General features: G+C 62.9%; 12 protein-coding genes. 7 read left to right on the top strand and 5 right to left on the bottom strand.

Going from position 1 to position 17661, the window contains the following annotated elements; genetic code table 11:
* The 5 genes from JS536_RS05355 to JS536_RS05335 form a co-directional block, all read right to left on the bottom strand.
* Positions 1-1113 (bottom strand): DUF917 domain-containing protein, encoded by a 1113-nt coding sequence (locus JS536_RS05355; protein WP_240544265.1) that lies wholly within the window; start codon positions 1111-1113, stop codon positions 1-3.
* A 38-nt stretch (positions 1114-1151) separates the two neighbouring features.
* On the bottom strand, positions 1152-2252 hold the full coding sequence (locus JS536_RS05350) for a DUF917 domain-containing protein (protein WP_214356078.1): 1101 nt from the start codon (positions 2250-2252) through the stop codon (positions 1152-1154).
* A gap of 1 nt (position 2253) precedes the next feature.
* Complete coding sequence (locus tag JS536_RS05345) at positions 2254-3618, bottom strand: cytosine permease (protein ID WP_214356077.1); 1365 nt, start codon at positions 3616-3618, stop codon at positions 2254-2256.
* A gap of 104 nt (positions 3619-3722) precedes the next feature.
* Positions 3723-4547 carry a nitrilase-related carbon-nitrogen hydrolase gene (locus JS536_RS05340; RefSeq protein WP_214356076.1) on the bottom strand — a complete coding sequence of 275 codons (825 nt, stop codon included), beginning with the start codon at positions 4545-4547 and terminating at the stop codon, positions 3723-3725.
* A gap of 11 nt (positions 4548-4558) precedes the next feature.
* Positions 4559-5980, bottom strand: a complete 1422-nt coding sequence (locus JS536_RS05335) for a cytosine permease (protein ID WP_214356075.1) — start codon at positions 5978-5980, stop codon at positions 4559-4561.
* A gap of 1453 nt (positions 5981-7433) precedes the next feature.
* Here JS536_RS05335 and JS536_RS05330 point away from each other — a divergent pair.
* From JS536_RS05330 to JS536_RS05300, 7 genes are all read left to right on the top strand, one after another.
* Positions 7434-8132: a DUF4854 domain-containing protein gene (locus JS536_RS05330; RefSeq protein ID WP_214356074.1), complete on the top strand. Its 699-nt coding sequence runs from the start codon at positions 7434-7436 to the stop codon at positions 8130-8132.
* Between the two features lie 236 nt (positions 8133-8368).
* Entirely contained in the window at positions 8369-9190 is an 822-nt protein-coding gene (locus JS536_RS05325; RefSeq protein ID WP_109056744.1) for a fumarylacetoacetate hydrolase family protein, read from the top strand.
* Positions 9191-9874: 684 nt separating this feature from the next.
* Complete coding sequence (locus JS536_RS05320; protein WP_214356073.1) at positions 9875-11461, top strand: ABC transporter substrate-binding protein; 1587 nt, start codon at positions 9875-9877, stop codon at positions 11459-11461.
* A gap of 293 nt (positions 11462-11754) precedes the next feature.
* On the top strand, positions 11755-12810 hold the full coding sequence (locus JS536_RS05315; RefSeq protein WP_214356072.1) for an ABC transporter permease: 1056 nt from the start codon (positions 11755-11757) through the stop codon (positions 12808-12810).
* 129 nt (positions 12811-12939) lie between these two features.
* Entirely contained in the window at positions 12940-14940 is a 2001-nt protein-coding gene (locus tag JS536_RS05310; RefSeq protein WP_214356071.1) for a dipeptide/oligopeptide/nickel ABC transporter permease/ATP-binding protein, read from the top strand.
* Positions 14937-15773 carry an ABC transporter ATP-binding protein gene (locus JS536_RS05305; RefSeq protein ID WP_214356070.1) on the top strand — a complete coding sequence of 279 codons (837 nt, stop codon included), beginning with the start codon at positions 14937-14939 and terminating at the stop codon, positions 15771-15773. The genes JS536_RS05310 and JS536_RS05305 overlap by 4 nt, the downstream gene beginning before the upstream one ends.
* Positions 15770-17605, top strand: a complete 1836-nt coding sequence (locus JS536_RS05300; protein WP_214356069.1) for a M20/M25/M40 family metallo-hydrolase — start codon at positions 15770-15772, stop codon at positions 17603-17605. The genes JS536_RS05305 and JS536_RS05300 overlap by 4 nt, the downstream gene beginning before the upstream one ends.
* Positions 17606-17661: the final 56 nt, after the last annotated feature.

The raw sequence follows: 17661 nt of genomic DNA, 5'->3' as shown, positions 1-17661 counted from the left end.
TCACTCTCCTTTGCGCTTCGAACGTTCTTCAACGGGAATGTAGTCGGTGTCGATGCCGAAGTACCGTGGGCCGACAAGTTTGATGCCTTCTTCGGTGCGCCATTGCGGGGCACAGGGCAGACCGACGATGAGCACGCGCTTGCCATATTTCACGGCCTCGTTCGGTACCGGTGTGTATGTGTCTTGATCGACGAGGCAGATAAGATCAGGGGCGGTGGCAAGCGTTTCCCCATCTACTTCGCAGCGAAGGTTCTCGTTCTGGTATTCGACTGAGGCCTTGTGTCCTTTGTCGCCGCCGATGCCTTCGAGGATGACCTTGCCGAAGTTGAATGCGCCGCGCGTCTCACGCAGCACATCCACGACCTTGCCGCTGAACAGGCGGTAGCCATCGGTCAATTCAAGGAATCGCTGTTCGGTAGTCGTATCGGCCAGTCCCTCCTTGATGGAACGGATGGCCTTACCGTATTGCTCGCACTTGGATACGATGCCCTTGACGCCCCATTCGCGGCACATCTGAGCACTCATCGTGTACAGGCAGATCATGAGCTGTCCTCCGACCACGTTGGTGATCGAACGGGCGATGTCCTCGGTCCACTTGTTCGAGACGTTGCTCATGACGCCGGCGTTGCCTTTCTCGTCGCTATAGGCAAGAGGCGTGGCGGAGGCGCCGCCGATAGTGAAGGTGACCATTTGCAGTTCAGGGAAGGCGCGGCCCATACCATCCACATCGACTAGTGGAATGCCTCGACGGGCAGCAGCGGCGATAGGCAGCATCGAATTGACACCGCCCGCCTCCATCGGCATGGTGGCATAGATTTTTTTGTCAGAATACTGTTCGACCAAGTCGAACAGACGGTCGAAATCGTTGCGGCCGCTGCCTTTCTCTGTCATCACGGTCGGAGCGCCCATCATCGCGCAGGGAGCGATGAATGCGTCATCGGGAAGCTCGTCGGGCTCGATAAGCGTAACCGGGCCGCATTCCCTGACGGCTTGTATGGCTATGAGCCGGCCGATATAGGGGTCGCCGCCACCGCCTGCGCCCAATAATGCGGCACCTAAAGCGATGTCGTTGATTTCGTCAACGCCGATGGATCTCATCGCGTGTCCTTTCATTGATGGTTCCCTTGGCGGGCTGCTCCTGCCAAGTCATGTCACAGCACGGTTTCGATGTTCTCGAACGGGATGTAATCGAGGTCGTAGCCAAACCAGCGTGGCCCCGCCAAATCGATGCCTGCTGGCGTGCGCCATACCGGGGCGCAGGGCAGGACCAACATGATGACGCGCTTGCCATATTTGAGGGTTTCCGTGGTCACGGGGATGAAGGTGTCGCAATCCACCAGGCAAATGAGATCAGGGGTGGTGGCCACGGGCTTGCCGTCGAGATATGCGATGAGGTTCTCGTTCTGGAATTCGATGGTACCGGTATGCGTCTTGGAACCGCGGATACCTTCCAGTTCGGCGCGGCCGAAGTTGAAACCGCCACGGGTCTCACGTGTCACGTCGGTGATTTTCGCTTCGATCAGACCGATCGCCCCGATCTTGTCGAACAGGGCGGCGCGGGGAGTTGGATAGCCTTCGGTGGCGGCGATGTCCTTGATATGGCGAATCGTTTCTCCGATGAATTTGGCCTTGGTCAGCGAATCGCGAACGGCGGCGTGCTTCATGGTCTTGCCGGACATGAACTGGCCGAGCGCGATGCCCTGGCCTCCCATTGCATCCACGGTAGCGCGGCCGAGATTCTCCATCCAATCGTTGTCGACAGTGGTCAACATGGCCACGTTGCCTTTTTCATCGGCGAAGGCCATCGGCCACGTATGCACGCCGGCGATGTTGTAGGAGTCCTGCTGTAGTCCGGGGAAGGCGCGACCCATGCCGTCGACGTTGACCAGGGGAATGCCCGCGATGGCTGAAGCCGCGACCGGAATGACCGAGTTCATGCCGCCGATTTCCGAGAGCACGAATGCGTCCAGTTTGCGTCCAAGCTGTTCCTCCTGCGCTGCGAGCAGGTTGGTGATCTCGCAGCCGTTGATGCCCTTTTCGGCGAGCACGCTCGGCGCACCTACGCCTCCGATGGTGGCGACCAGCCATTCGTCCGGGACCTCGTCAGCGTCGTACAGTTCGATGCTTCCGGCCTTGTCCAATGCCTGGCGGGCGATGAGACTGCCCACATAGGGGTCACCACCACCGCCCGCGCCGAGCAGTGAGGAGCCGAGCGCGATATCGGGGATGTCCGAAGAAACCAGATGACGCATGTCAGCGCTCCTTTCGGGTCAGCAGGATGGAACCATCGAAACTGGGCAGCTTCATCAGGCGGTAAGTAATCACGTAAAGCACGATGGACACGACGATGCCATTGACCGGCCCCAGGAAGAACGGATGGTCGAGGAAGGCGAGGGCAGGTACGGAGGAGAAGGTGCCGCCGGTGATGAGAGCGATAACCGAACCGACGATGAACGAGACCAGGCCTGGCACGGAGAAACCGTCAAGCGGACGGAAGTTCTCGGGGCGGGCTTTACGCACCAGCCAGTAGTCGGCGATCATCGATCCGGCAAGGGCAGGAATCATCGCGGAAAGTACGGTGAGGAACATCTGGAAGTAATCCATGATGCCCGCCGCGGCCAGTGCGATGCCAAGAACACCGGCAATGGCGGTGGACACGCGGTAGCCCTTGTCGCCCTTATCGGCGATGACGGCGAAAGCCAGACCTGCGGAGTAGGCGTTGCCGACGTTCACGGACCAGGTGGAAAGCACCAGGGCGATCAGCGCCACGCCTGCAAGACCCATGGAAGCCATGATCTGGGAGATGTCGCCGCTGGACTCGGGCTTGACGATGGACAGCATCGCGCCCATCATGAGCAGGATGACCATCGGGGGCCAGATGCCGATGATGCTGGAAAGCACGGCGCCCTTGCGATCGCGCGCGTAACGGGTGAAGTCGCCCACCGTGGCGCCGCCGACGGCGAAGAAACCGACGGCGATGTTGATGCCTGCGACCAGTCCCATGCTCTCCTTGGGTACATAGGCGGTCAGGGTTCCCAAGCCGGTGCCCGACAGGGAGGAGAACAGGCCATATGCGCAGATAATGAACAGTAGTGGTGCCGCGATGTAGTTCACCCACTTGACTCCGTCGAAGCCGAGGATGGCGGTGACCAACATGAGAGCGCCCAGAACGATCGAGGCGATTTGCGGGGAGACGCTCAGTCCGAGTTTGCCGACCATGAGGGAGAACGATGCTCCGCAGACGGCCGCCTGGACTCCGAACCATCCGATGAGCGAGATGCCCAAGATGATGGAGATGATGTAGCGGCCGCCTTTACGGCCCAATGCGGCGGTGGACATGGCCGATGTGGGCAGGCCGGTGTCGGTGGCTTCCATGGCCACGAAGCACATGTAGGCCAGGATGATGCCGAAGCCGATGAACGCGGCCCAGAACGCATCCCAAAGGGTCAACCCGGCACCAAGGATGGCTCCGGTCATCAGCGTGGAGACGTTGATGGAGTTGCCGATCCAGATGCAGGCGATGGACCACCATCCACGGCGGTCGGATTCGGGGATATAGAGGCTGTCCGATTCGAAGCTCGGCTCCTGAGACGTAACTGCCGCTTCCGTTTGTGGCATAGGGGATGACACTCCTTGTCTTTCTCTCTTTGTGCACTTACATGCTTGTGCTTTTGGGCTTGTCGTTGCCGACTCCGCCGGTCAATTATCGCGCGTGACGCTGCTCAGGGCAGGAGCATGTCCGAATACAGTTCCGGCCGTCGGTCCCGCAGATACGGGCTGGTCTGGCGGTGGGCGATAATCTCATCGAGGTTCAAATCAATGGTGAGTGTTCCCTCGGCCTCATCAGGCAACTCGGCGATGACCCGGCCTCGAGGATTACAGACCTTGGTATGCCCGCCCATATACAGGTCTTTCTCCAGGCCGTACCGGTTGACTGCGCAGAGGAAAACCGTGTTCTCAAGGGCGCGTGCGGGTACGTTGATATCCCACACGTCATGATCGGGCTCGCACCATGCCGACGGGCACAGTATGATTTGGGCTCCCTTGAGCGTCAGCATGCGTGCGACCTCCGGATATCCCATGTCGTAGCAAATCATGATGCCGACGGTACCGAAATCCGTCTTGAATACAGGAGACCCGTTGCCTCCGCGGAAGTAGAAGCGCTCCAATGCCCACAGATGCTGCTTGTCGTAGACACCGGCGATTTCGCCTGTGCGGTCGATGAGCACGGCGCTGTTGAACGGCACTCCAGGCAAATCTTCGTGGTACAAGGCGATGGGCGCAACCACGTAGAGGTTCGAATCCCTTGCAGCGGCGCGTAAGGCCGTGATTGTAGGACCGTCAATCGACTCCGCGAGCTCGGTGATGTGCGGTCCTACGATACTCAGCTCATAGCCGGTGGTGAACAACTCCGGGAAAACGATCATGTCGGCCCCGGCATCGCCGGCCTGCCGAATCATCGGCAGGGCCTTGGCGATGTTGGCTTGAGGATCGCATAATTCGCTGTCGAACTGCGCCAGTACGATACGCGCCGTCTGCTTCGTCATGCGGGTGTCCTTTACAACACCTGCTCGGTACGGGCGAATTCAACGGTTTCCACGCCCTTGGCCTTGGCGTAGGCGACCATGATCGCCCAGTACAGCAGACCGGCGATGATCAGCGAATTCAAGCCGGGGATGCCGATGGAGTAGATGCTGGTCACCTCGCCCACGGCAAAGCCGATGACCCACACAATCAGAGCCACGGGGTTCCACTTCTCAACGCTTTCCGGCAGGGTTCCAGCATCTCGGGTGGCTTCGAGATCCTTGCGGCTGCGGCGAAGGATGTAGTAGTCGATGACCATCACGCCTGCTACCGGGGGAATGGCCACGCCAAGCAGCGTCAGGAAACCGGTGAAATAGTTGATGATGCCGATAACGGACAGGAACGTGCCGACGATGCCGAGTCCCCACACCAATGCGTTGCGGTTGAGCTTGCGATTGAACAGCGCATTGACCATCGTCGACAGGCCGAGCGAGGAGGAATACAGATTGATGTCGTTGAGTTTGACGGTGGACGCGACCACGATGAGTACGCCGATTACGCCGGAGGTGGCCATCATCATGTCGACCACGTTGTTCGTGCCGGTGGCATGAGCCAGAAGAACGGCCAGCAGGTTCATGCCGAGCTCGCCGACGAACGTGCCGATGAGGGTCATCCAGAACACTTCGGTGCCATTGCGCAGGAAACGTCCGTAATCAGGAGTGCAGATGGCACCGGCGATGAAGCCTCCGGCCACCATGGTGGTCGCAGCTCCCAAAGACATGGCAGGGCCGGGTGCTGGCGTATTGAACAGTGAGGAGAGCGGATTGGACTGGAACATCACGAAGGATGCATAGAGCACCACGAGGATGAACAGCGGGACGAACACAGTGGCGAAGTTGGCGATGGCCTTGACGCCGAACACCACGAGTACGGTGATAGCGATGCCGGTGATGATAGACCAGACAGGGGTCTCGAGCTTACCGAGGAAATCCGTGAAAGACAGGATATTGGCCATACCTTCGCCGAACACGGAGTTCTGCACGCCGAACCAACCGACCATGGAGATGGCCATCACGCCGCCGAAGATGGCGGATCCCATCTTGCCGAAACCGGTCCAGCGAGAAAGCAAACTGGTGGAAAGTCCTTCACGCGCGGCCGCCGTGCCGAGGGCCCAGCTGATGACCTGAAGCAGGACGGAGCCGAGCATGGTCGCCCAGAATGCGCCCCAGAAGCTCATGCCATAGCCAAGGGATGCGCCGAGTACCAGCTGGGAGACACAGCAGATGCTGCCGATGCGAATCACCAGAATCTTCCAGAACGGTTGTTTGGCGTTGGCCGGAACACGAGAAAGCGTGTAGTCATTGTCCTGCACGGACTGTTCCACCGACGCTGCAGAGGCGGTGGATGTGGCGTCATTGGTGCCGATACCTGTCGATTGGGTTTGTGTGGTAGACATGATCGACTCTCCTTATCGAATGAAATGTATTGACGATGTTCCTCTCGCTACAGCCCTGTTATGTTACGAATAGGTGAACGGGGGAATGCTATTAGTCGTATGGGGTTCGGGCCAGCCCTGTTGGTAGAGGACCTTTCGCGACTCCAGAAAAATGTTCAGGCACCCGTCCGTATGCTGAACTTTCGGGTGATGGGTTCGCTGGTCTTCCTTGTCGGTCATTGTGATGATATGTGAGCGTGTATGGATGCAACATGGCATTTCGTGGTGGAACAGATTGGTGCGCATGCGGAAGATAGTTTTCTCATGTCGAATGGCCTCGATGCTTTTCTGAGAAAGACTGTTGAGTAGTTGTATTCATAACTGCTTGGCAAGCGATGATTGACGCGAGTACGCTTGGAATTGACGCACAGCGTTGCGCGCGTTGGGGGATGCCCTACCTGAGGGCATGCGATGAGAAGGGGTCGTGATGAGTGATCTGAACGATGAACAGAATGGGCGGGTGCCTTGGGGCGAGCCGGCTTCGGATCCGGCCGCGGGAGTAGGTTCGAAGCCGGGGGAGGCCGCGACTGGAGCGATGCCGGTCGCATCGAATGCGGAACAGCCTACGCAGACCTTGCCGGCTGCAGGGGCGACGGAACAGCCCACGCAGGCGTTGCCGTCGTTCGAACAGCCGTTGCAGCAGACGCAGACGTTGCCTTCTGCCGCGCTGAATGAAACGGGTCCGACCCCGCAACAGCCTACGCAGGTATTGCCGGAAACCGGTTCGTATGGCTCCAGCCAGTCGACCGAGGCGTTGCCGACTCTGGGCGGGGCAGGACAGTCGACCGAGGCGTTGCTGTCAATGAATCAGCCATTGCAAGCCACGCAGACCTTGCCGGAAATCGGTTCGTACGGCTCCAGCCAACCCACGGAGGCGCTGCCTCCGACTGCCCAACCGTTGCAGAACGGGGCGCCGCTTCAGTCCGGTGCGCCGTCGGATACGCCTTTTGTGAATAATGCCGTGCCGGAAAGTGCGGGTGGAATGTCGCAGAATCCGGTTCAGAATGGCGTTCCGCAGTACAACGACGTACCACTGCAAGGCCCGTCACAGAGCGTGCCTCCGCAAAACATTCCGTCGTACGGTGGCGGGTTGCCGCAAGGGGAGCTTCCGTACGGTGATGTTCCCGCACAGGCAGGTACGTTGCAGAATGGTGCTCCGCAAAGTGCGGCATATGGTGAAGTGCCTCCGCAGGGAGTCCCACCGTATGGAACGGTCCCGCCGCAGGGAGCCCCGCAATACTCCCAGCCTGTCCAACCGGGGCAGCCCGGCCAATCCAATAACCCATACACCCAGCCCGGCCAAGGCCAATCGAACCCGTATGACCAGCCGAATCCATACGGCCAGCCCGGCCCTTACGGTCAGTACAACTACGGCGCCCCAATCCCGCCGGCCGCGAGTCAGCGTTACAACGGCATGGCCATTGCGGGCTTCGTCTGCTCGTTCTTCGTCTCGCTTGTCGGCCTGATTCTGAGCATCATCGGTCTGAACCAGATCAAGAAGCAGGGCGGCAAGGGCAAGGGCTTCGCCATCGCCGGTATCGTCATCAGCGCCGCGAGCATGGTATTGGGGGTCATCCTGGTCATCGCCGTCATCGCTGGCGGCTGGTCGTACGCGAAGAACGAACTGCAGGACGAGCTGAACGATGCGAAGTCGGACTACTCGTACAGCGACCCCGGCGACTCCAGCGATTCCGCCAATGGCGAGAATCTCGACAACCTCGACGACACCTTGGACGATACGCTCAACGACACCTTCGACGACCTCTCGAAGGGCGACGCCGGCGTCTACGACTCCGTGCAGGCGTTCGTGGACTCCTCCGAATTCCAGCAGTCCATCCAGTCCGAGGCCGACTCGCTGTCCGGCTCCGGCATCGACTTCAGCTACCACGTCGAGGGCGACACGCTCGTCTACGAGTACACGGTGAGCGACGACTACGCCGCGGCGGGCGACGCCATCGCGTCCTCCGTCTCCGCAATGGGCGACACGTACCAGTCCACCGCGAACATCCTGGGCACCATGTGCAAGACGCAGAGCGGCAAGGCGTCGCTGCGCGTGTACATGCACACCGCCAGCGGCCAGTCGCTCTTCGACCAGACATGGACGGAGCAGTAGCTCACGGGCTGTCCCAGCGGCTCGCCCCCAGTCGTCTCCGACGACAGCTCGCAGCAATTGCGGGCGGGCGATGCCCGCGTCTATCGGCTCGACTGCGTCTCGCACGATGGCTACGGACAGTCCACTGGACTGTCCGTTTAACATCATCGTCCTCAGAGAGGGGAGCCGATTCTCTGACTTCCAGGCGTGAGCGAAAGGGACGAACAAGCCATGCCTGACGGTGTACGCTAGGCACCATGAGACTTGCACGTTTTTCGCTCAATGATTCGCCGCGCTACGCCTTCGTCCAGACCGACGAGGCCGATGGCAAGGACTACCTCGTCGAACTCGACGGCCACCCGCTGTCCGGTGGCCAGGTCACGCCCACCGGCAACCGATACCCGCTGGACGCCGACGGTATCCGCCTGCTCTCCCCGGTCATCCCCTCCAAGGTCTACGGCCTGGCCAAGAACTACGAGGCCCACGCCCAGTTCATGCACGAGGCCGGCCACTCCGAGATCGCCCACGCGCCGGAGAACATGGTCATCTTCACCAAGCCGTCCACCTCGGTGATCGGCCCGGATGACCCGATCGTGTACCCCGCCTGCTCCAAGGACATGAACTTCGAGCCGGAGGTGGCCGTGGTGATGGGCCGCATCGCCAAGAACGTGTCCGTCGAGAACGCGATGGACTACGTGCTTGGCTTCACCTGCGTCAACGACGTGACCCTGCGCGACCTGCAGGGCCTCGACCCCACGTGGACCCGTGCCAAGGGCTTCGACACCTCCTGCCCGCTCGGCCCGTGGATCGTGATGCGCGACGACCTCAACTGGCGCGACGCCAAGATCTCCTTCACGCTCAACGGCGAGGACGTGCCGATGGCATCCGGCACCACCGCCAACCTCATCCACGGCATCCCGGAGCAGATTGCCGCCATCTCCAGCTTCTCCACACTGCTGCCCGGCGACGTGATCATGACCGGCACGCCGAACGCCTCCGGTCATCTCGACCCCGGCGACGAGGCCATCGTGCATGTGGAGGGCATCGGCTCACTGCGCAACGTGATCGTGCGCGCGTGAGCCCGCGAACTGCACTGCGGTTCTGCGTAGAGACTTTCAAAGGCGTTGTGTATGCAGCTCAACGAAAGGGTTGCATGGCATGGCGCCTTTTCTGCTCTTTCAACCCTCACTAAGTATGCGGCCGAACCAGCATGGCGCATACATAGTGAGGATTTTGCACCCCGAACCGTCACTATGTATGCGGGTCCTTCGTTCATCCGCATACATAGTGACGGTTTTGTCTGCTATGGCCGCGGAGTGACGGTATATCCGCGCGTCCGAACGAAGGTGGCGCGTAGTCTCGGCCTGTCTGCAGCGCAAAAAAACCGGCGGTAACTGCGTGCCTTCCCCGTTGGCATGCGCAGATGTGGCCGTTTTCCGTCACAATCGCAACCCGCGATGATGCGGGTATGGGACGGATATGGCGTGGATATGGGAATGAAGGGGGTCGTCCATATCGCGCACCTGCCGCCGGTCTCACATAGTGGGACAGTTCTTATTGATAAGTGAAAACCTGCCAAAAACGGCGTCATTCCGCCGATCGGCACCCGTCGCATCCTCGCGCCCGAGCCTCTGTTTCGTCTTTGTTGCACGGCAGAAACATAGCCGCCACATTGATTCATAACATTATATTCATTCTATTGAATACGTCGGCGGCAGTCCGAGCGGACGGTCAATGGAAACGGACCGAGAGGAAGGTACGACATGCAACGCAAGATGGTTACTGCGACCGCGGCGACGGCCGGTATCTGTGCAATGGCGATGGCCCTGGCGGGCTGCGGCGGCGGTCAGGGAGGCGACGCCACGGCAACCGGCGTCCCCGAAACCGTGAACTACGCGATCCAGTCCGATCCGGGCAAGCTGAACCCGATCACCAACGCCACCGGCGACGGCGTGCAGCTGTCCACGCTTGCTTACGAATCGCTGCTGAGCATGCCCGCCGGCTCCGAGCCGACCGGCAACATCGCCAAGGAATGGAAGGCCACCACCACCGAGGCCACGTTCACCCTGAAGGACAACGTGGTCTGCTCCGACGGCACCGCCCTCAAGGCCAGCGACGTCAAGGCCACGTTCGACTACGTGATCAAGGATGCCTCCGACTCCCAGTACAACGGCGTCTACGTGCCGGAAGGCGTGGAGATCACCGCGGACGACTCCGCCAACACCGTGACCTTCAAGACCTCCACCCCGCAGAGCTTCCTCGCCGAGGAGGTCGGCCAGCTGCCCATCGTCTGCCCGGCAGGCCTGAAGGACCCGTCGGCCATGGATTCCAAGACCTTCGGCACCGGCCCGTACAAGCTCGAAAGCGCCTCCGCCGGCCAGAAGTACACGTACGTGCGCAACGATTCCTACAAGTCCGGCCTGCCCGACGGCACCAAGATCACGGACCTGCCCAAGACCATCGTGGCCACCGTGGTGACCGACCAGTCCACCCAGACCAACATGCTGGGCTCCGGCGACCTCAACCTGGTCAAGCTGAGCGGCTCCGACCAGGACCGCATCGACACTACCTCCTACAAGGGCACCAAGGGCGGTTCGATGCCGATGTCCCTGTTCTTCAACCAGAACGTCGCGCGTCCGACCGGCACGCTTGAGGTGCGCCAGGCCATCGCCGAGACCATCGACCGCAGCAAGGTCGGCCCGGCCATCACGTCCGGCAAGGGTGAGCTGATGAAGTCCATCATGCCCGCCGGCTCCTCGATCTGCTCCGACTCCGATTCCTCCGCCTCCATGGCCAAGACCAACGTCAAGGACGCCAAGAAGCTGCTCGACGCGGCCGGTTGGAAGGCCGGTTCCGACGGCGTGCGCAGCAAGGACGGCCAGAAGCTCACCGTCAAGATCCTGTACAACTCCACCGCCGGTTCGGCCGTGGCCGCGGGCGTGGAACTGGTGCAGAAGGAACTCAAGGCCGTCGGCTTCGACGCGCAGATCACCCCGTCCGACCAGTACACCAACGTGATCTTCTCCGGCGGCGACTGGGATCTGCTCATCAGCGGCATCTCCGCCACCACCCCGGCCGAATGGTACGGCATCTTCTCCGGCGACGTGGTGCCGGACGGCGGCAACTGGACCTACAACGCGGACAAGACCTACTTCCGTCTCGCGGATGAGGCCGCTTCCCAGGCCGGCGAGGATTCCTGCCCCGCCTGGCAGAAGGCCGAGGACCAGCTCATGAAGAACGTGACCGTCCTGCCGCTCGCCCAGTCCTGGGACATGTACTACTCCAAGGGCTTCACCGTGGGCACCGATCCGACCGGCAACTTCCTGCCGACCACCTTCAAGGCGGCCTGAGTAGGGACTGACGATAACAAGTAGCGGGAACCTCCTGACTGGCTTTCTGTGGGGGAAGCCGGTTGGGAGGTATGCCCGTTGATGTGAATGCGGTCTTTGGCCTTCACCGTTGGACTACCCCTCAGTCGGCTTCGCCGCCAGCTCCCCTGACAAGGGGAGCCAAGAAAGGGGGCCGCTTCACGGCATCGTCCTTCAAGGGGAGCTGAGGAGAACCTCCTCCCCTCACCGAAGCCGAGATGGCGAAGAAGCCGAACCTAATTCCGATAACACGCATAATAAATAAGGAGCACATCGTGAGCGAGAGCAGCAACGCGAACGCGGCGAACGCGGGTGCGAGTGTGGACGCGACGGCAACCACCGCGACCGCGGCCGCACCGCAGCAGCGCACGCACCGTCGCATGAATCCGTGGGTGAGTTTCATCGGAAGGCGACTGGTGCGCACGGTCGTGGCCCTGTGGGTCATCGTCACTGTGGCGTTCGTGGTGCTGCGCTTCTCCGGCGGCGATCCGGTGCGTAACGCGCTCGGCGCCACCGCGTCCCCCGAACTGGTGGCGCAACGCCGCGCCACGCTCGGCCTCAACAAGCCGCTGCCGGTGCAGTACGCGCAGTACATCGCCGGCCTATTCCACGGCGACCTCGGCATCTCCATCATCTCCGGCCGCTCGGTCTCCGAGATCGTGGCCACGCGACTGCCGTGGACCGTGGCGCTCGCCCTGGCCGCCTTCGTGGTGATCCTGGTCTTCTCCATCCCGATCGGCATGGCCATGGCCGTGCACACCCAGGGCGACCGTCACCGCGGCAGCGAACTGGTGTTCACCGGCATCACCGGTTTCTTCGGCAATATCCCGGACTACCTGGTGGCCGTGATTCTGGTGAGCGTGCTTGCCGTCAACCTGAAGCTCTTCCCCGTGGCCGGGGCGAACAGCGCGGCGTCGTTCGTGCTGCCGGTCACCGCACTGTCGATTTCCTCGATCTGCATGCTCTCGCGCATCGCCCGCATCCAGACCTTCCATACCTTGAACGACGATTACGTGCGTACGGCCCGCGGCAAGCGACTGAGCCCCATGCGCATCTACTGGCGTCACGTCATGCCGAACATGGTCTCCACCATCATGGTGCTCGCCGGCAACACGCTGGCCCAGATCATGACCGGCACGGTGCTTATCGAGCAGGTGTTCAACTGGCCGGGCATGGGCACCGCGTTCACCACCGCCATCACCTCCCGCGACTACGGCATCGTGCAGGGCCTGGCCCTCGTCTATGGCTTCCTGGTGCTGCTCATCACCTTCCTGGTGGATGTGGTGGTGGCGCTGCTCGAACGTCGCTCGACCATGCTGGAGACGGCCTGAGCTAAGGAAAGGAATGGCTCTGTTAATCCGGATTGACCTGATTTCCCGGAACTACCCCTCAAGGGGAGCCGAGATAAGGGCGCGGTCGACTGGTTTGGGGTTAACGGAGCAAGGAATAGGGAGCGAGAAATGAAACGTACCAAGCAGTTCCTGTCCTCACCGCTGGTGGTGGTCTCCGGCGTGATGATCGTCGTGCTCGTCGTGCTGGCCGTCATCGCGCCGGCCGTCTGGGGCGCGGCCGCCAACACCGAAAACCCGGCGATTCTGCTGCACAAGCCGTCCGGCGAGCACTGGTTCGGCACCGACCAGCTCGGCCGCGACATCTTCGCGCGCACGATGGTCGCCACCCGCCTGTCGCTGGTCACCGCCCTGATCTGCACCGCCATCTCCGCGGTGCTCGGCATCATCGTCGGCGCGGTGCCGGTGGTGTTCGGCAAGCGCGCCCAGCGCTGGACCTCGTCCATCATCAACGTCTGGCTCGCCTTCCCGGTGATCCTGCTCGCCATGCTGACCGTCATCGCGCTCGGCACCGGCGCCACGGCCACCACCATCGCCCTGACCATCACCATGACCCCGACCTTCGCCCGCCTCGCGCAGACGCTGTCCGCCACGGTGGCCGGCGCGGACTACATGGCCGCCGCCCGCATGTTCGGCGTCTCCGGCAGCCGTCAGGTCTTCTACTACATCCTGCCCGAAGTGGCCGAGCCGTTCGTGGCGAACGTCACGCAGTCCATCGGCGGCGCGATTCTGGCCATGAGCTCGCTGAGCTTCCTGGGCCTGGGCGTGCAGCCGCCCGTCTACGATTGGGGCCGCCTGATCAACGAGGGCTTCGCCCAGGTGTACGTCTCGCCGATGGCCGCCGTGGGCCCCGGCATCGCCATCGTGTTCGCCGGCCTGGCGTTCAACCTGTTCGGCGAGGGCATCTCCAACCAGATCCGTCGCGCCTACAAGCCGCTGCCCTCCGCCCTGTCCAAGCGCGAGCTCGACAACCCTCCGAAGATGCTGGACAAGACCAATATGGAGCTCGTGGTGGAGACCGCCGCCGAGCAGACCGCGCAGCACCGCGAGAAGGTCGAGGCCCTGCGCGCCAAGGATCCGGAGGCCGCCGTGGTCTCCGTGCCGCGCCCTGCGCCCGTGCTTTCCGTGCGCGGCCTGACCGTCTCCTTCCCCGAAGGCAAGCGCTGGAACACGCCGGTCAAGGGCATCAGCTTCGACGTCGAGGCCGGCGAGATCGTGGGCCTCGTGGGCGAATCCGGCTCTGGCAAGTCCCTCACGATGATGTCCGTGGCCGACCTGGCCGCGCCCGGCTCGTACGTGGCCGCCGACTCCATCCGCTTCGACGGCACCGACATCGTGGGCATGCTGCCCAAGGACAAGCGCAAGCTGCTCTCCGGCATCGGCGTGGTCTTCCAGGACTCGCTGACCGCCCTGAACCCCGCCATGCGCGTGGGCAAGCAGCTGGCCGAAGTGCTCGAATGCCAGAACGGCACCCCGCACGAGGAGGCCATGAAGCAGGCCGTCGAGATGCTGGAACACGTGGGCATCGACCCGGCCCAGCACGCGGAACGCAAGTTCCCGCACGAGCTGTCCGGCGGCATGCGCCAGCGCGCGATGATCGCCATGGCCGAGATCAACCATCCCAAGCTCATCATCGCGGACGAACCGACCACCGCACTGGACGTCACGGTCCAGAAGCAGGTGCTCGCGCTGCTGCGCAACGAATGCGCCCGCAACAAGCAGGCCGCCGTCATCGTCTCCCACGACATCGCCGTGCTCGGCGAGATCTGCAGCCGGATCATGGTCATGTACCACGGCGCGATCGTGGAGATCTTCGACACCGCGCTGCTGCGCACTCCCGAGAAACTCAAGCACCCGTACACCCGCGCGCTGGTCAGCTCCATCCCGACCCTCGCCACGGACAAGAGCCGCCCGCTGGTTACCATCGACGACGAGCTGGTCTCGCACCAGTCCGCCGACCTCGCCGGTCGTGAGGCCGCCGAACGCGCGGAGGCAGACACTGTGATCGACGGGGATGCTTCCGAGACGGCCGATATCGCCGCGGACGATGTCGTCAAGGCCGAAGCTGCGGAGGATGCGGCGGAGCTGCAGGGCACGAAGGAGGAACGATGAGCGACGATACAATTCTTGAGGTCCGCGACGCTTGCGTGACCTTCGAAAAGCGCGATTCCGTGGTGCACGCCGTGGACCACATCTCGCTGACCATGAAGCGCGGCGCCATGCTGGGTCTCGTGGGCGAATCCGGCTCCGGCAAGTCCACGCTCGCCAAGGCCATCGTGGGCATGCAGCCGCTCGACTCCGGCCAGATCCTTATCGACGGTCTGAGCCAGCACGACCGCGCCAAGCTCAAGGGCCACGCCAAGGCCGAAATCGTGCAGATGGTCTTCCAGGACCCGTACTCCTCGCTCAACCCGCGCATGAGCGTGGGCGAGGCGATCGGCGAGGTGCTCGACACCTACGAGCATCTGGGCGCCGCCGAACGCGAGGAATCCGTGGCCGAACTGCTGCGACTCGTACACCTGCCGGCCGATGTGGCACCCAAGATGCCCGACCAGCTCTCCGGCGGCATGCGCCAGCGCGTCGCCGTGGCCAAGTGCCTGGCCGTGCGCCCGAAGCTCATCGTGGCCGACGAGATCACCAGCGCCCTCGACGTGTCCGTGCAGGCCGTGGTGTTGAACCTCATCCGCTCGCTGCACGAGCAGCTGGGCCTGTCAATGCTGTTCATCAGCCACAACCTGGCCGCCGTGCGATACATCTGCGACGACATCGCCGTGATGCATCACGGACGCATCGTGGAATGCGGGCCCGCCGAGCAGATCGTCAAGGCGCCGACCGACCTGTACACGCGCTCGCTGGTCGGCGCGATTCCCTCGCTGGAGGACGCCGGCCGTGATGTGCTGCTGGATCCGAGCCTCGATTCAAGCCTCGCCGGGGCCGCCCGATGAGCGATGCCGGGGTGATGGAGGCCGTCGCCAAGGATACGTTGGCGGAGACTGCCGTGGAGGATTGTCCGTCTGACGGCGTTGGCCGTGGCGGTGCCGGAGTTGATGGAGTTGCCGGGCCTGTTGAAGCCATCGGTCCGGCCGCTATGGATGTGAGCCGACTGACCGATGCCGAACGCGCGTTGATGGCCCGCGCCGACCGCTGGCTGGCCGCACACGCCGACGAATTCGAGCGAACGTTGGCACGATGGGTCGCGGTGCCGTCGATCTGCGACGACGAATATGCCGGGGGAGAGGCTGCGAACGATGGCCGTCCGACCCCGCTCGGCCCGGCCGTGGCGGACATGTTCGACGTGGCGTCCGAAGACATGCGAGCGATGGGTCTTGCGCCCTGTAATCACGGCGGTTACGCGCTGTCCGCCGCGGTGGAGGCCGGTGATTCCCGGTCCGATCTGGAGGTCGGCGGCGCGGACGAGATTGCCCTGGTCGGTCACTTGGATGTGGTGCCGGCCGGCGACGGCTGGACGCGCCCGCCGTTCGCGCTGACCCGCGAAGGCGAGTTCGCGTTCGGCCGCGGCGTGCACGACTGCAAGGGCCCCTCGCTGGTCAACCTGTTCGTGCTGTGCATGATCCGTGACCTCGGCGTGCCGATGCGCCACCGCGTGCGCGCGCTCATGGGCGGCGGCGAGGAGACCCGGATGAATGACCTGCGCGGCTATCTGGCCCGCGAACAGGCGGCAGGCTTCAGCTTGGTCACGGACGGCCCGTTCCCCGTGAACTACGGGCAAAAGGGTATCCTGCAGATCACGATGAGCGTGCCCGCGCCCGGCATTTGGCGGCATTTCGCCGCCGGCTCGGCTGCGAACGCCGTGCCCGGCGAGGCCGCAATCGAACTGTCTGGCAGCATCGGCATCACCAGCGCCGACGTGGAAGCCGCCATCGCCGGCGCGCCCGAGCGGTATCGCGGCGTGATTCGATGGGACGCCGCCACGCGGACGCTGTACGCCCAAGGCATCGCCGGCCACGCGGCCTTCCAGGACGGCACGGTGAGCGCCATCATGCTGCTGACCGGGTTCCTCAGCGAATCCGGACTGCTCGCCGGCCCCGACCATGTCGACGAACTGGCCACGGCCCGTGCGCTGTTCGCCATCGCCCAGTCGAAGGACGGCAAGGGCCTCGGCATCGCCTGCGCGGACGAATCCGGGCCGCTGAGCTTCAACCTCGGCCGAGTCATGCCGGATACGGAGGGCGCATCGGAAACCGGCGGGAACACGGATTCGCCGAACTCGGCGGAATTCGGTGCGCCAGGTACCACCGTCGAAGCGGAGGCATCCGAGGTGTCCGGTGATGCCGCCAATGCCGAAGCGTCAGGCGAACGTTTGCACCTCCAGTGCGACAGCCGATACCCGGTCTCCGGCAATGGGCCGGACATCGAACGCACACTGCGCGCGACCGTCGCGGCCATGCCCGCCGACTGGGGCGTGCGGGTGGAATCGGTCCACGACGAACCGGCCTACCGCATCGACCCGGACGGCGTGGAATGCCGGACCCTGACCCGCGCGTTCAACGACTTCTTCGACGCGGACAAGCAACCCTTCACGATGGGCGGCGGCACGCACTCGCGCCTGCTGCCGAGGTCGGTCACTTTCGGCGCCGACTTCTGGTACATGGAGGACATCGCCCGCAAGGCCGGACATCCCGCCAAACCGGCCGGCATGGGCGAGGATGAAGGCGGCGCCCACAGCGCGGACGAATGCGTGAACATCGCCAACCTGCTCACCGCCGCCAAGCTCTACCTGCTTGCCCTCACGCGACTGGACGGCATGCTGGAGTAGGCGCGGCGGCCGTCCGACGAACGGGAAGCCGCGTACGATTGCGGAAGTGAACGTCG

This window comes from Bifidobacterium sp. SO4 (assembly GCF_018555355.1).
Classification (GTDB): domain Bacteria; phylum Actinomycetota; class Actinomycetes; order Actinomycetales; family Bifidobacteriaceae; genus Bifidobacterium; species Bifidobacterium miconisargentati.
Note: the sequence above shows the minus strand (reverse complement) of the source record. Positions and strands in the feature narration are given on the sequence as shown.